This is a genomic window from Nocardia sienata NBRC 100364 (assembly GCF_001613205.1).
Taxonomy (GTDB): domain Bacteria; phylum Actinomycetota; class Actinomycetes; order Mycobacteriales; family Mycobacteriaceae; genus Nocardia; species Nocardia sienata.
This window is the reverse complement of the sequence record NZ_BDBX01000024.1, coordinates 248,798-263,573: the sequence shown is the minus strand read 5'-3', so window position 1 is coordinate 263,573 and position 14,776 is coordinate 248,798. Positions and strand designations below refer to the sequence as shown.

At 67.2% G+C, this 14,776-nt stretch carries 14 protein-coding genes; 10 read left to right on the top strand and 4 right to left on the bottom strand.

The genetic code is table 11. From position 1 onward, the window contains the following. Positions 1-196: 196 nt before the first annotated feature. The 10 genes from NS4_RS15725 to NS4_RS15680 all read left to right on the top strand — a co-directional run bounded on the left by NS4_RS15725 (position 197) and on the right by NS4_RS15680 (position 8,587). The gene (locus NS4_RS15725; protein ID WP_063060259.1) at positions 197-883 is read left to right on the top strand and encodes a TetR/AcrR family transcriptional regulator; all 687 of its coding nucleotides are present in this window, start codon (positions 197-199) and stop codon (positions 881-883) included. A gap of 127 nt (positions 884-1,010) precedes the next feature. Further along, the gene (locus tag NS4_RS15720) at positions 1,011-2,414 is read left to right on the top strand and encodes an ABC1 kinase family protein (protein ID WP_063060258.1); all 1,404 of its coding nucleotides are present in this window, start codon (positions 1,011-1,013) and stop codon (positions 2,412-2,414) included. Between the two features lie 35 nt (positions 2,415-2,449). Then, positions 2,450-3,691, top strand: coding sequence for a saccharopine dehydrogenase family protein (locus NS4_RS15715; protein WP_063060257.1), 1,242 nt, complete (start codon positions 2,450-2,452; stop codon positions 3,689-3,691). After that, the gene (locus NS4_RS15710) at positions 3,688-4,368 is read left to right on the top strand and encodes a class I SAM-dependent methyltransferase (RefSeq protein WP_063060256.1); all 681 of its coding nucleotides are present in this window, start codon (positions 3,688-3,690) and stop codon (positions 4,366-4,368) included. The genes NS4_RS15715 and NS4_RS15710 overlap by 4 nt, the downstream gene beginning before the upstream one ends. A gap of 181 nt (positions 4,369-4,549) precedes the next feature. Further along, entirely contained in the window at positions 4,550-4,978 is a 429-nt protein-coding gene (locus NS4_RS15705) for a hypothetical protein (protein WP_063060255.1), read from the top strand. Beyond that, positions 4,971-5,543 (top strand): hypothetical protein, encoded by a 573-nt coding sequence (locus NS4_RS15700; RefSeq protein WP_157106068.1) that lies wholly within the window; start codon positions 4,971-4,973, stop codon positions 5,541-5,543. Before NS4_RS15705 ends, NS4_RS15700 begins: the two co-directional genes overlap by 8 nt. Continuing rightward, on the top strand, positions 5,540-6,280 hold the full coding sequence (locus tag NS4_RS15695) for an ESX secretion-associated protein EspG (protein ID WP_063060253.1): 741 nt from the start codon (positions 5,540-5,542) through the stop codon (positions 6,278-6,280). Before NS4_RS15700 ends, NS4_RS15695 begins: the two co-directional genes overlap by 4 nt. 12 nt (positions 6,281-6,292) lie before the next feature. Beyond that, entirely contained in the window at positions 6,293-7,138 is an 846-nt protein-coding gene (locus NS4_RS15690; RefSeq protein WP_063060252.1) for a polyphosphate kinase 2 family protein, read from the top strand. Positions 7,139-7,277: 139 nt separating this feature from the next. Then, positions 7,278-8,024, top strand: coding sequence for a DsbA family protein (locus tag NS4_RS15685; protein ID WP_084487316.1), 747 nt, complete (start codon positions 7,278-7,280; stop codon positions 8,022-8,024). Between the two features lie 29 nt (positions 8,025-8,053). Continuing rightward, on the top strand, positions 8,054-8,587 hold the full coding sequence (locus tag NS4_RS15680; RefSeq protein ID WP_157106071.1) for a vitamin K epoxide reductase family protein: 534 nt from the start codon (positions 8,054-8,056) through the stop codon (positions 8,585-8,587). 19 nt (positions 8,588-8,606) lie between these two features. Here NS4_RS15680 and NS4_RS15675 read toward each other — a convergent pair whose 3' ends face one another. The 4 genes from NS4_RS15675 to NS4_RS15660 form a co-directional block, all read right to left on the bottom strand. After that, entirely contained in the window at positions 8,607-9,731 is a 1,125-nt protein-coding gene (locus NS4_RS15675; RefSeq protein ID WP_245665428.1) for a S1C family serine protease, read from the bottom strand. A gap of 543 nt (positions 9,732-10,274) precedes the next feature. After that, positions 10,275-11,330, bottom strand: coding sequence for an NAD(P)-dependent alcohol dehydrogenase (locus NS4_RS15670; RefSeq protein WP_063060251.1), 1,056 nt, complete (start codon positions 11,328-11,330; stop codon positions 10,275-10,277). Between the two features lie 61 nt (positions 11,331-11,391). After that, a complete protein-coding gene (metE, locus tag NS4_RS15665) occupies positions 11,392-13,698 on the bottom strand; it encodes a 5-methyltetrahydropteroyltriglutamate--homocysteine S-methyltransferase (protein ID WP_063060250.1) in 2,307 nt (768 codons plus the stop codon). A gap of 103 nt (positions 13,699-13,801) precedes the next feature. Then, positions 13,802-14,671 carry a 3-hydroxybutyryl-CoA dehydrogenase gene (locus NS4_RS15660; protein ID WP_084481302.1) on the bottom strand — a complete coding sequence of 290 codons (870 nt, stop codon included), beginning with the start codon at positions 14,669-14,671 and terminating at the stop codon, positions 13,802-13,804. Positions 14,672-14,776 lie beyond the last annotated feature (105 nt).

Genomic DNA, 14,776 nt, shown 5'->3' with positions numbered 1-14,776 from the left:
ATCTCGGCGCCGATGGAGCTGATCGGATAGCCGGCGGGTACACGAGTGTGGGATCGGTTGCACAAGGGCCAAACGAGCCACCCGGGTAGGGATGGGGCCTAGAGTGGAACGCACGTGAACCGTCCGGACCGAGGAGCCCACGCTGTCCACCGAAGACCTGCTCGATATCGGGACATCCGCCGATCGATCGGCGCCGGTGCGTACCCCGCGGACCGACGGGCGCAAACGGCGCTGGCGTCAACACAAGATCGACCGCCGCGAGGAACTCGTCGACGGCACGCTGGCCGCGGTGCGCACCCGCGGCGGGAGCGCCGGTATGGACGAGATCGCCGCCGAGATCGGTGTGTCCAAAACCGTCCTCTACCGCTACTTCTCCGATAAGAACGACCTGGTCAACGCCGCTATGCAGCGGTTCATCGAGATCACCCTGATGCCGCGTGTGTACGGCGCGATCAGCCTCGATGCCGACGAATACCAGCTGGTGCGGTCGGCGCTGGCCGAATACGTCGGGGCGGTCGACGAAGATCCCGAGGTGTACCGGTTCATCATGGGCACCGGGTCGGGTGATCCGTCGTCGCTGGCCGATTTCGAGAGGCTGTTCGCGGAGGTCGTCGCGGCCGCCATCACCGAACGCGGCAGCGCCCGCGGTATCGAGACCGAAGGGGTGATGCTGTGGTCCTATGTGCTGGTCGGCGGCATCCAGCTCGCGACCCACTGGTGGACCACCCACAAGACGCTGCCCCGAGAAGAGGTCATCGACTACCTCACGATGATGGTATGGAGTGCCATCGAGGGAATGGCCCGCGCCGGCGGTTCGCGGACCAGGTTCGCCGAACAGGAGCATGTGCTGCCCCCGGTTTCCCCCGACGACCAGGCCGGCTGAGCCGACGAGCTCGCCCGGCTCGACAACCCGTCCGGGTTGGCTAGTCTGATTGCCGTGCGGTGACGAGGAACCGAGGGTGTTCTTCTGTCGTCGTAGGCGCGGCGTCGGCACCAACGGAGGTTCCTCGATGGCGAAACAAGTGCCGACATCCCGGCTGGCCCGCGGCACCAAGCTGGGTGCGGTGGCGGCCGGTTCGATGATGCGCAAACAACGCGCCCGGCTCTCGATGCGCGGCCGGTCCGAGGCAGTCCGTGCCCGGATGGCCGAGGAGTCGATCCTGCGCAGTACCGAACAGCTGGTCATGGTGTTGGGCACCATGAAGGGCGTGGCCATGAAACTCGGCCAGATGATGTCGGTACTCGACCTGGACCTGGTGCCACCGGAGCATCGGGAACGGTTCCAGAAACGGCTCGCGGTACTGCGCAATGCCGCGCCGTCGGTGTCGTTCGAGGCCATGCGCGCGGTGATCGAAGAGGACTACGGGCAGCCGCTGGACGCGGTGTTCGCCGAGTTCGAACCCGAGGCCATCGCGGCTGCCTCCATCGGGCAGGTCTATTTCGCCCGGTTGCACGACGGCCGCGAGGTCGCGGTGAAGGTGCAGTATCCGGGTATCGATGCGGCGGTCCGGGCGGATCTGAAAAATCTGAACATGTTCCGGCGGGTCCTGCAGTCGGCGATGCCGTGGGTCACTCCGGCGGTCCTCGACGAGTTGCGGCTGAACATGGAAGCCGAACTGGACTATCACATCGAAGCCGAAACCCAGCGCGATATCGCGGAGCTCTACGCCGACCACCCCTTCGTCGTCATCCCGCGGCCGGTTCTCGAACACAGCACCAGGCGGGTGCTCGTCACCGAGTATCTGGCCGGTACCGCGTTCGAGGACATCCGCCGGATGCCGCAACCCGATCGCGACCGGGTCGGCGAGATCATCTATCGCTTCTATGTGGGATCGCTGTTCGATTTCAACGAATTCTGTGGCGACCCGCACCCGGGTAATGTGCTGCTCGCCGCGGACGGCCGGGTCGGGTTCCTCGATTTCGGACTGTTCAACCGGATGGATCCCGACCATGTCCGATTCGAGGCGATCTGCCTGTGCGCGGCCGCCGAGGACCGCGGCGCGGATCTGCGTGAGCTGATGATCCAGCGCGGGATCATCGATTCGGCGGACGAGATCGGGGTCGAGGAATGCCTGGAGTATGTGCTCTCGGCATCGGAATGGTGCCTGGTGGACCAGGAACTCACCATCACCCCGGAACTGGCCAGCGGCGCGTTCCTGCTGGCAGTGGACCCGCGGTCCAGTGAATTCTCCGGGATGAAACAACAGAATCTGCCGCCGGAGCATCTGTTCTCGCGGCGGGCCGATTTCTTGACCTTCGGCATGCTGGGTCAGCTCGAGGCGACCGCCAATTGGCATCGCATCGCCCGGGAATGGTTGTACGGCGAGGAGCCGGTCACCGAACTCGGGCGCCTCCATCGACAGTGGCTGGCGGGGCGCCGGCCGGCCAAACGCGGTAAGCGGCGTACGGGTTAGCCGCGGTAACCGGACATATCCAAGGGGTTCTATCCATGACCGACACTCGCGAATTCGACCTGATCGTCTTCGGCGCGACCGGCTTCGTCGGCAAGCTCACCGCCCGGTACCTGCTGGGCGCGGCGCCGGCCGGGGCGCGTATCGCGCTGGCCGGACGTTCGGCGGGCAAACTCGCCTCGGTACGCGACGAGATCGGGGCCGCGGACTGGGGTCTGGTGGTGGCCGATACCACCGATCAGGAGTCGATGGACGCCCTCGCCGCCCGCACGACCGCGGTCATCACCACGGTCGGGCCGTACCTGCGCTACGGGATGCCGATGGTCGCGGCCTGCGCGAAGGCCGGTACCCACTACGCGGATCTCACCGGTGAACCGCTGTTCATCCGCGACGCCATCGACGCCTACCACGACGCGGCCGCGCGCACGGGCGCCAAGATCGTGAACTCGTGCGGATACGATTCGATCCCTTCGGATCTGAGCGTCTATCAGCTCTATCGGAGGACGGTCGCGGACAACACCGGCGAGCTCGGCGACACCACCCTGGTCGCGACCCTGCGCGGTGGGGTCAGCGGCGGCACCATCGATTCCGGCCGGGCGATGATGGAGGCGGTCGCGGCGGACAGATCGAAAGGCGCGGTACTCGGTCACCCCTATTCGCTGAGCCCCGACAGGTCCATGGACCCCGAGGTGGGCCGCCAGTCCGATCTCACCCTGCAGCGGGGACGCGAGATCGATCCGAGTCTGGACGGCTGGGTCGGCACATTCGTCATGGCCTCGCACAACACCAAGATCGTGCGCCGGAGCAACGGCCTGCTCGGCTGGGTGTACGGCAAGAACTTCCGCTACCGAGAGACCATGGGCGCCGGGAACTCGCTCCTGGCGCCGGTGATCGCGGCGGGTATCTCCGGCGGTATCGTCGCCGGGATGGCGGTCGGTGGTCTGCTGTCCCGGTTCGGCGCCGGTCGCGCGGTGCTCGACCGGGTGCTGCCCGCGCCGGGCACCGGCCCGAGCGAAGCCACCCGGGAGAGCGGCTGGTTCCGCATGCGCACCTACACCCGCACCTCTTCCGGCGCGCGGTATCGCGCCGATTTCGCCGGTCTCGGTGACCCCGGGTACAAGGCGACCTCGGTCATGCTCGGCGAAAGCGGTCTCGCACTGGCCTTCGACGACAAACCCGAGCTCGCCGGTGTGCTGACGCCCGCCGCGGCCATGGGCGACGCGCTGACCGCGCGGCTGCGCGCGGCCGGGATGACGATCGATGTCGAGCCGCTGGGATGAATCTCGCTCGGCGCACCATGAACGCCCCGGCACTGGCGGCGGTCTACGAAAAAGTCTGGCGGCCCACGGTGTTCTATCTGGCCACCGGCCGCACCACCGCCGCCGATCGCCGGTTCGCGGTGGAGTCGCTGCACCTCGACAGGTCGCGGCGGGTCCTCGACATCGCTTGCGGACCGGGTAATTTCACCCATTTCCTGAGTGAGCACGTACCGGCCGACGGTTACGTCACGGGGATCGACTATTCGCCGCCCATGCTGGCGCGCGCCCGCGCCGACAATGCCGGGCCGCGCGCCGGATATGTACGCGGCGATGCGCGCTATCTGCCGTTCGCCGACGAGACCTTCGACGCCGTCTGCTGTTTCGGCGCGCTGTACCTCATTCCCGACCCACTGGTCGCGGCCCGGGAGATGATCCGCGTGCTGGCGCCCGGCGGCCGGATCGCCATCACCACCAGCCATCGCCCGGACAACCCGGTCGGCGAACTCACCCGGCTCACCGCGGGAGTGAGCGGACTGCGCATGTTCGGCGGCCGAACCTTCCCGGAGCTGTTCGCGAAAGCCGGGCTGGTCGATATCGACCAATCCGTACACCGCTTGTTCCAATACGTGACCGCCACCCGCCCGGCCGCGGGAGCGGCGGGCCGCGAGGCCGGCCGGTCGGCGACGTCCGGCGTCTGACGGATTCCGCGAGAGAAGTGCTCGACCCGTTGCCACCCTTCGATACACTGCTGCCCGCGCCCCGTCACGCGTGCGCCAATTCACAGCCGAATCCCTATGACCGGCGGGTTATCCCGCGCATCCGCGGCTACTCGTCGGTAGAGTCGGCTGGCGTACCCACGGGCCGGAAGGGGGATTCCAGATGTCGGTACCGGAGGTGGGGCAGAACACGGCCCGCCGGCTCTACACCGCGGCCACGGCCGGGGGCGAAAACGCCTTCACCCTCGCCGAAGACGTCGCACTGCGTTTGGCGCAGGCATGCGACGTCCTGGTCGCCGACCTCGAAGCGGCGCGAGCCGGCGGCCACCGCATCGCCGAAACCCACGGCACCGCGGGCTTCCCCGATCTGCCCACCGGCCACGCCCTTGCCGCGGGGTTCCGCGATAAGGCGGTGCAGTACCTGGCCACCCTCACCGCGCTCCAGGAGACCGCGCTCTGCTTCAAGGCCGCCTATCTCGCCGCCGGCGGCCGGCTCGCCGAGGCCGATCTCGCCAACCGCGCCGCCCTCTCCGTGGTGGCGGCTCATCCCGGTCTCGACCGCGACCGCCACCATGAGGACAGCCATGGCTGAACCCGCCGGCAACGATCCGCCCTACGCACCCGAACGCGAATGTTTCGGCAGTTTCACCCATCAGGAGATCTGGGACCGGGTACACGAGGCGCTCGATCCCGGTGCGCTCGGCGCTGCCGCCGCGGCGTGGCAGTCGAACGCGGACGCCGTGGCGAATGCCTTCGCCGCGTTCGCCGACACCACCCGTCGCGAATTCGAGCGCTGGTCGGGGCATTCCGCGGATGCGGCCCGGCAAGCGACGCGGGAGTTCATCGCCGGCGGTGACGAGACCTATGCGGCGTGCCGCGCACTCCAGCGATTGATGGAGGGAAATACCGAAGCGGCACAGACATTGCGGTCGGCACTGGCCCCGCCGCAGCCCTATCGGCCTCTCGACGACCCGGCGGCCGAGGCCGTACACGGCGGCCGCCGCCGGATGGACCACGATATCGCCGCCGCCGCGGCCGCCGCCGATGCGCAGGACGCGATGACCACCATCTACAACCCCACCCTCCCGGCTTCCGGCGACCGGGTACCCCGGTTCCCCGACGGATCCACCGGCACCGGCGGGAGCCCGCGCCGGTGAAGTGGATCCTGACTCCGGACGAGTTCAGTTACGTCTGGGCCAATGAGACAAGCCTGGACCGCCGGCCCTACCCGGTGAATCTGGCCCCGGCCAGCGCCGTGCGCACCGAATCGGAACTGGATGCGCTGCGATTACCACAGCGGTTCGCCAGACAGGCCGACCCGGATCTGGCAGCCGCGCTCATGCTCTGCGCCCGCCCGGACGCCACCGCAGTCACGATTTCCGGAGAGCGACCGGCGCTCATCCGCCACGGCGACCAGCCGCATACCGAGCAGATCCTCGGCTTCGCCGCCGTTATCGATCATCACGCCGCCGTTCTGCACGCCACACCCACGAAGGTCACCGTCCATATGTGTCATGCCCGGGACCTCGGGGGCCGGCTGGTGCAGCTGATCGGTTCCGCCCGCCCCGGCGCCCACGGCCCGTTCCACCAGCCCCAGGACGCGGTACTCACCGATGCCCCACTGTCCCCCTGCGACGGAGACGGAGACGCCGCGCGCTTCCGCGCGGCGCTGCGCGAACCCGTCGACGCCCGCGGTTTCATCACCGTCACGGTGGCGCCGGACGAGCCCATGTCACCGCCCACGCTGCACCGTAGCTGGCTCGATATCCGGGACGACGGCCGCTATCTGCTCACCACCGCCGATGTACTGACCCTCGCACCGGTCAGCGATGCCGAGTTCGCCGACAACCTGCAGAGCCTGGCCCGCATCCACGGCAGCACTCCCGGACTGTGATAGGTCTGTCGGATGTCCGAGCTATGGAAAATTCCCGCGAGCCGGGCCCTGCGCGCCGACGGCCTGCGTATCGCCGATATGGACACCTCCGCCCGGCCCGGGTTCGAGGGTCGCAAAAAGGATGGAGAAGCGTTGCTGGCCGAACGCGGCGAGGTGCTGGCCGGTTTACAGGAGAAGCTCTACGCAAACGGACGCTCCGGTGACAAGCGCAGCGTGCTGTTGATCCTGCAGGGCATGGACACCGCCGGCAAGGGCGGGATCGTGCGTCATGTCATCGGCTCGGTGGACCCGCAGGGCGTCGATCACGCCGCGTTCGGCGTGCCGACCGCGGAGGAGAAGCGGCATCACTTCCTGTGGCGGATCCGCAAAGCCCTGCCGCGTGGTGGGCAACTCGGGGTGTTCGATCGCTCACATTACGAGGACGTGCTGGTCGCCCGGGTGCACGAGCTCGTGCCCGAAGCGGTCTGGCAGCAGCGCTACACCGAGATCAACGATTTCGAACAGGAGCTGACCGAGGCGGGAACGACACTGGTGAAGGTCGCCATGTTCGTATCGCTCGACGAACAGAAGAAAAGGCTGCGCGAGCGGCTGGAACGACCGGACAAGTACTGGAAATTCAGCCCCGGCGATATCGACGAGCGCGCCTATTGGCCCGCCTACCAGCAGGCCTATCAGGATCTGCTGGACCGCACCTGCACCGACTACGCACCCTGGTATGTGCTGCCCGCCGACGCGAAATGGTTCTCGCGCCTGGCCGTGACCGAACTGCTCATCGAGGCGCTGGAGAAACTGGATCTGAGCTGGCCGCCGGCGAATTTCGACCCGGCTGAAGAACTGCGCCGGCTCGACACAGCCTGACCGGCGCGGATCGATGGGCTATGGAAACTCTCAGCAAGCCGGACAATGATGGGCGATGCGCCGGGCAACCCGGCGCCCCCTGGTGAACCTACAAGTGGCCGGGGCAGGCGAGGCGAGGGAAAGGCGTGGTGAACGCACGGTGAGCAAAAACCCCGGGCGGCCGAATCCGCTGGCGGCGGGCGCGCGCGCGGACCGCAACCGCAAGATCGCGATACAGGTCGGCGTGGCCGCCGTACTGGTCGCGCTGGTCGCGGCGATCGGTATCGGCCTGGCCGTGCGCAACTCCGGTTCCGGCGAGGTGGGCGCCGTCCCGGCGGTGGCAACCGATAACGGCGCCATCCGGGTGGGGCGACCGGAAGCGAAGGCGATCGTGCGGATCGTCGCGGATATGCAGTGCCCGGTCTGTAAACAGTTCGAGGCCGACCACGGCGAACTGCTGAGCAAATCGGTCGCCGACGGCACCGCCGCGATCGAATACAACATCGTGAGCTACCTCGACCAGATGTCGAGTACCGAATACTCCACCCGGGCCGCGAACGCCTCCTACTGTGTCGCCGAGACCGGTACCGACAAATATCAGGACTGGCTGAAGCTCATGTTCGAGCAGCAGCCGCCCGAACGCAGCGCCGGCCTGACCGACGAACAGCTCATCGCCATCGCCCAGCAGGCGGGCTATACCGACCCCGCCGTCGCCGACTGCATCACCGACCGCAAATACGACGGTTTCGTCGCCGCGAAATCCCAGGAATCGCTGGACGAGGGGATCGACGGTACGCCGACGGTTTTCGTCAACGGTGACAAGGTCGAACTCACGCTGAACCAGGACCGCACGGGCTTCGACACCGCGCCGCTGACCGCCGCGATCCAGGCGGCTGCGGGCCGGTGATCCGCACTTCGCCGCCTGCCGCCTGGACAATGCTGCTGTGCGGCCTGGCCGGCTGGGTCGCCGCGTTCGTCCTGCTGGTCGAGGATTTCAAACTGCTCAGTGAGCCCGGCTACATCCCCTCGTGCAGTTTGAACCCGGTGCTGTCCTGCGGTTCGGTGATGGCTACCGATCAGGCGGCGGTGCTCGGCTTCCCGAACCCGATCATCGGGGTGGCCGGGTTCTCCGTGGTCGTGACGCTCGGTGTGCTCTCGGTCGCGGGGATGGGGCTGCCCCGTTGGATCTGGACCGGGCTGTGGCTGGGGACGGCCGCGGGAACGCTGTTCATCTGCTGGCTGATCTTCCAGAGCCTGTACCGCATCAATGCGCTGTGCCCTTACTGCATGCTGGTGTGGGCGATCATCACACCCCTGCTCGCCGTACTCACCGAACAGCTGTGGGGTAACGATCGGGGCGCGCTGCGGGTGATCGCGGAATGGCGCTGGACCTTCGTCGCGGTCTTCTACGCCGTGGTGCTGGTGCTGGTGTTCCTCCGTTTCCAGGACTACTGGCTGTCGCTGTTCTGAACGCGTCGCCGGCCCGCCCCTAACCCGGTGTGCCGGCGACCAACCGCACCACGACGAACCGTTCGCTGCCGTCCTGCCCCCGCACACCCAGCCGCACCGTTTCGGCCGGTTTGCGGGTGTCGATCGCCGCGCGCAGCGCGCGCGCACTCGTGACGGCGCGACCGTCCAGCGAGGTGATGATCTCCCCGGCTGTCAGGCCCGCCGCCTGCGCGGGCAGACCGTGGATCGCCATATCGATGCGGGCGCCGTGTGGTCGCGCGTCGGAGATCAGTACCCCCAGGGTGGCGGTGGGACCGATGTGCACGGATTCGGTGGGCGTACCGGACCGGATCTGCTGCACGATCCGCATGGCGGCGTCGATGGGGACCGCGTAACCGTTGGGTGGGTCCTCGGCCGCGCCGGGTGGTGGATCCCGATTACCGGATGCCGCGGCGATCACCCCGACGACCGCACCGGTGGAATCGGTCACCGCCCCACCGGACTGGCCCGCGCTGACCGCCGCCTCGATCTCCAGCATCCCGGTCAGTGCCTGCCGGGACAGGTCCTGCTGGTTCAAGGCCATGATCGTGCTGTCCAGATCGCTGATCTCCCCGGTGACCGCGGTGGCCGTGCCGCTTCCGCCGGCGTTACCGATGGCCAGGACCTCGTCCCGTATGCGCAGCCCGGCCGAACTGCCGATACGCGCGGTGGCCAGCCCCCGCGCGCCGGCGAGGGAGAGCAGGGCGATATCGGCGCGGGCGTCGTAGCCGAGTACCTCGGCGGTGTATACGGCACCGTCGGCGACGCGACTGACCCGGACCGTCTTCGCGCCCTTCACGACATGGTGGCTGGTGAGTACCTGTCCTTCTCCGGTGAGAACTATTCCGGATCCGGCCGCCGCGGCCCCGAACGGACGGGCGGCGGCGGTGATGTTCACCAGTACCGGCGAGACACCGCGGGTCACCTCGCTCGCGTTCAGCGGCGGCCGCGGTGCGGGACGGACGGGTGTGGCGACGGCACTGCGGCCGGGCTGCGCCAGGCCGGGTAGTTCGCCCCGGTAGCCGAACAGTGCCCCCAGAGCCAGCACCGCGGCGAAGACGGTAACGAGCACGCGGGCCCCGCCGGTGGGCCCGCGGGAGCCGGCGCTCTGCCACTGGTTGTCCAAGGAGCCTCCCGCTGCCGCAGCCGATCACGACCATTGTCGCCCGGATCAACGCGCAGCAGTCGAGTTTCTTCTCCTTGTCGCAAGTTATCCACAGGCATCCCCGGTTATCCACAGGCGGCGCGGGCCTGGGGAGACACCGGCCGGATACCTGTTGATTCGTTACCATCGGGCCGCCCCGGTCACATCCATGTCACATCCCCGCGGCGGCCCTTTACACCGTCCGGGCGAAAACCGGCCCCGATGTCGGCATCTGCCCGCACGAACCGGCCGATCGGCGCAATCGGTATATGGCCCTCTCGTTATCCAGCGGAAACCGAATCAATAGAATTCCGTATCCCGGGCCCTGCCGGCCGGAAATCCATCCACAGCCGCTCGGCCTTCATCCACACCGTGGAGCGCGGTTTTCCACAGCCTTCTCCACAGTGTGGATAAACGGCGTACACGAGCCGAAACCCTTTGTTCGATGGTGACCGATTGTTCGACGGCGACCGATCGAATCGACTTCGAACCCGGCAATCCGCCGGATCGAACCGGCGGAATCACTCAGATGGTCGCGGTATCGATGACAAACCGATAGCGCACATCACTGGCCACCACACGCTCGTACGCGCTGTCGATCTCGTCCGCGGAAATCAACTCGATTTCCGCGCCGATTCCGTGCTCGGCACAGAAATTCAACATCTCCTGCGTTTGCTCGATACCGCCGATCATCGAACCCGACAGCGAACGCCGGCGGCCGGCCAGCACCCGGGCCTGGACCTGGAGCGGGGCCTCCGGCAGCCCCAGCACGACCAGCGTCCCATCCAGCCGCAGCAGCTTCATGTAGTCGTTGATCGGCAGGTCCGCGGATACGGTGTTGATGACGAGATCGAAGCTGCTGCGCAACTGCCGGAACACCTGGGCGTCGCTGGTGGCGTAGTAGTGGTGCGCGCCGAATCGCTTTCCGTCGTCCTGTTTGCTCAGCGAATGGCTGAGCACCGTCACCTCGGCGCCCAGCGCGGCGGCGATTTTCACACCGATATGACCGAGGCCGCCCATTCCGATGATCGCGACTTTTTTCCCGGGTCCCGCGCCCCATTGTCGTAAAGGCGAATACAGGGTGATTCCAGCGCACAACAGTGGCGCGGCCACCGACAGATCGATGCCCTCCGGGATGGCGACCACGAAGTTCTCGGTCACCACGATCCGGGTGGCATATCCGCCCATGGTGTGCCCGCCCGGCTGCACCTCCTCCGGCACCCGGGAGTTGTAGGTCATCACCGCGCCACGGGTACAGAACTGCTCCTCACCCGCCAGACATGGCTCGCACACTCCGCAGGAGTCCACCATGCAGCCCACGCCCACCCGGTCGCCCACCCGGTGGCGGGTCACCGCCGATCCCACCGCAGCGACGGTCCCCGCGATCTCGTGGCCCGGCACACACGGATACTCCGCGCCGCCCCACTCGTTGCGGGCGGTGTGGATATCGGAATGGCAGATCCCGGCATACGCGATATCGATCAGGACATCGTGGGGTCCGAGCTCCCGGCGCTCGATGGTGACCTTCTCGAACGCGGCCTCGGGTCCGGCCATCGCATAGGCGGCTACAGCACTACTCATGCGTCCATGCCTACCGTCGCATACCGATTCTTGCCAAGGTGTGTGTTTCAGGCGGCCGCGCTCACCGCTCGGATTCCAGGCGGCGGCGGACGCGGCGGGCGGCGGCGACCATATTGCGGAGGGCGGGATCGAGCTGCCAGTGGTGGCGGGTCTTGAGGCCGCCGTCCGGGTTGGCCCAGAGCCGGTCCGGGCCGACCGCCGCGGCAGCCGCGGTGAGCAGCTCGTCCAGTTCGTCGATATCCGGGATCCGGGCCGAACGGCTCTCGTATACGCCCGGACCGACCCCGTGACTGAGCCCGTGACCGGACGCGTAGTCCTCCTCCAGCGCTTTCAGCACCCACTCGATCGACCGGGTGGCCACGATCGCGGTGACGTCGGCGTCGAGCTGTTCGATGGCCTGCACGATCTCGGTACGGCCCGAGTACGGGATATGGGTGTGGATCTGGGTACTGGGCGCCACACCGGAGGTCGCGAGCCGGAATGCCCCGATCGCCCAGCGCAGGTATTCGGCGCGGCCTTCGGGCCGGGCCGGCCACAGCTCCCGCAGCGCCGGTTCGTCGACCTGGATGATGCCGATACCGGCGCGCTCCAGATCCACGACTTCGTCGCGGATCGCCAGCGCCACCTGGTCGGCCGTCTCGTAGAGCGGCTGGTCCTGCCGGACGAACGAACGCGCCACCATCGTGACGGGCCCGGTGACCATGCCCTTCACCGGTTTGTCGGTCAGCGATTGGGCATAGGTGATCCACTCCACCGACATCGGGGCCGGCCGGGACACGTCGCCGTAGATGATCGGCGGACGCACACAGCGCGATCCGTACACCTGGACCCAGCCGAAATGCGTGGTGGCGAAACCGTCCAGTAATTCGGCGAAATACTGGATCATGTCGTTGCGCTCGTGCTCGCCGTGCACCAGCACATCGAGACCGATATCTTCCTGCAACGCGATGGTGGCGGCGATCTCCGCCTCGATCTTCTTGCGGTATTCGTCGTAGGACAACCGGCCCTCACCCAGCTGGTGGCGGGCCTGCCGGGCTTCGACGCTCTGCGGATAAGACCCCAGCGTGGTGGCCGGCACCGGCGGCAGCTGCAATTTCTCCTGTTGCGCGGCCCGGCGCTCGGCATAGGGGACACGTTCCCGCATCTGCGGAGTGATCGCGTAGACCCGCTGGCGCACCGCGTGTTTCTGTTTGAAATGCACTTCGCCGGGGCGTTTACGCCATTTGTCCGAGGGCCCCTCGGTGAGTGCTTTGGCCAGTGAGACGACCTCGCCGACTTTCTGTTTCGCGAAAGCGAGCCGATCGGCCACATTCCCGTCGATATCGTATTCGGCGAGCACATCGTAGGGCACGTGCAGCAGCGTGGTCCCGGTGGAGACCACCAGGTCCGGGCACACTTTGGCGAGTTCGTTCAGGTATTCCAGGGTGACGTAGCGGTCGGCCCGCCACACATTCGTGCCGCTGATGACCCCCGCGTACAGCCGTTTGCGGCGGATACCCGGAATCTGCGCCAGATCTTCGGGCCGCATCCGATACGAGGCCAGATCGAGGCCGATCGCCTCCACGCCGGTACCGGCGAGAATGCGCAGCGCTTCCCCGAAATCGCCGTACTGCCCGGTGACCAGGATGCGCGGCCGCAGCGGCGCCTTGGACAACCGGTCGTAGACGCGTTCGAAGGCGGCGAGTTCGGCGGCGGAGCGTTCGGCGGTGAAACACGGTTCGTCCAGCTGCACACAGGTGGCGCCACGCCGGGCCAGGATCTCGAACAACTGCTCGTAGACCGGGAGCAGCCGGTCCAGCAGATCGATGGTGTCGAACCCGGCCGATTCACCGGGCACACTCCCCGCTTTGGACAGCAGCAGCAACGACACCGGCCCGAGCACCACCGGCCGCTGTTCGATGCCCACGGCCATCGCCCGGTCCCATTCATCCAGCAGCGCCTCGGCATGCAGGGAGAATTCGGTATCGGCATCGAGTTCCGGTTGCCGGTAGTGATAGTTGGTGCCGAAGAAACGCACCAGTTCCAGCGGTGGTAGATCGGGCCGGCCGCGTGCCATCAGGAAATAGAAATCCAGCGGATCCAGATCGGCGCGGAATTCCGCGAAACGCGACGGCACCGCGCCGAAGAGCAGCGCGTTGTCGAGCACATGGTCGTAGAAGGAGAAGGTATTCCCCGGGACCTGGGTGAGCCCGGTGGCGGCGAGCTCGTTGAACTGCTGCTCCTGGATATCGCGTCCCACCGCGCGCAGCTCTTCCCGGGTGATCGCCTGCCGCCAGTACGCCTCGAGCGCGCGCTTGAGCTCCCGGTGCGGACCGATCCGCGGATACCCGAGCACACTCGAGCCGAACCCTTCACCGACGTTGACCATTGCCGACCTCCGTGTCTAGTTGCCCCGCCTGCGGCGGGGCGGGTCGGGGCCCTATGAGCCCCGGTTGTTCACTCCGCCGCTCATCTCGGTGACCGCCGACTGCCTACGCCTTGTTGTACTGGTAGAAGCCCGCGCCGGACTTCTTGCCCAGCAACCCCGCCTCGACCATGCGCATGAGCAGCGGCGGCGCCGAGTACAGCGGCTCCTTGAATTCGCCGTACATCGAGTCGGCGATCGATTTCACCGTATCGAGGCCGACCAGGTCGGTGAGTGCGAGCGGCCCCATGGGGTGGGCGCAGCCGAGCACCATCGCCTTGTCGACATCCTCCTTGGTGGCGAAGCCGGATTCCACCATGCGGATGGCCGAGAGCAGGTACGGCACCAGCAGCGCGTTGACGACAAAGCCGGAACGGTCCGAGGAACGCACGATCTCCTTGCCGAGGACCTCGGCCGCGAATTTCTCGGCCCGCTCGGTGACGGCGCCGCTGGTCTTCAGTGTGGTCACCAGTTCGACCAGCGGCAGCACCGGCACGGGATTGAAGAAGTGCATACCGACAACCCGCTCGGGGTTGTTGGTCGCCACCGCGATCTTCATGATCGGGATGGAGGAGGTGTTGGAGGCGAGCACCGCGCCGGGGTCGGTGACCACCTTGTCGAGTTCGGCGAAGATGGAGGTCTTGACCTTCTCGTCCTCCAGGACGGCCTCCACCACGAGCTGCCGGTCCGCGAAATCGCCGAGGTCGGAGGTGAACCGCAGCCGCCAGGCCGCCTGTTCCCGCTCGCGCTCGGTGATCTTGCCGCTGCTCACGCCCCGGTCCAGGGACCGCAGGATCCGCGATCGGCCGGCTGCGGCGAGATCTCGGGTCTGCTCGTACACGAGCACATCGACATGCGCACGAGCGCACACCTCGGCGATACCCGCGCCCATCTGGCCGGCACCGATGACACCGACACGCTGAATCTTCTCGTTCACGTCCCACTCCTATTCCATGGCGCCGCCTCGGCGGCGCGGGGCTGTGTTCATCGGCGCCGCCTCCGGCAGCGCGGGCTCGGAGCCCTCGTCACTTTCGTCCACAAT

Coding starts and splice junctions, on each gene's coding strand:
- NS4_RS15710 (WP_063060256.1), top strand. CDS start 3,688: ATGAATCTCGCTCGGCGCACCATGAACGCCCCGGCACTGGCGGCGGTC.
- NS4_RS15670 (WP_063060251.1), bottom strand. CDS start 11,330: ATGAGTAGTGCTGTAGCCGCCTATGCGATGGCCGGACCCGAGGCCGCG.
- NS4_RS15705 (WP_063060255.1), top strand. CDS start 4,550: ATGTCGGTACCGGAGGTGGGGCAGAACACGGCCCGCCGGCTCTACACC.
- NS4_RS15680 (WP_157106071.1), top strand. CDS start 8,054: ATGCTGCTGTGCGGCCTGGCCGGCTGGGTCGCCGCGTTCGTCCTGCTG.
- NS4_RS15700 (WP_157106068.1), top strand. CDS start 4,971: ATGGCTGAACCCGCCGGCAACGATCCGCCCTACGCACCCGAACGCGAA.
- NS4_RS15720 (WP_063060258.1), top strand. CDS start 1,011: ATGGCGAAACAAGTGCCGACATCCCGGCTGGCCCGCGGCACCAAGCTG.
- metE (WP_063060250.1), bottom strand. CDS start 13,698: ATGGTCAACGTCGGTGAAGGGTTCGGCTCGAGTGTGCTCGGGTATCCG.
- NS4_RS15715 (WP_063060257.1), top strand. CDS start 2,450: ATGACCGACACTCGCGAATTCGACCTGATCGTCTTCGGCGCGACCGGC.
- NS4_RS15690 (WP_063060252.1), top strand. CDS start 6,293: ATGTCCGAGCTATGGAAAATTCCCGCGAGCCGGGCCCTGCGCGCCGAC.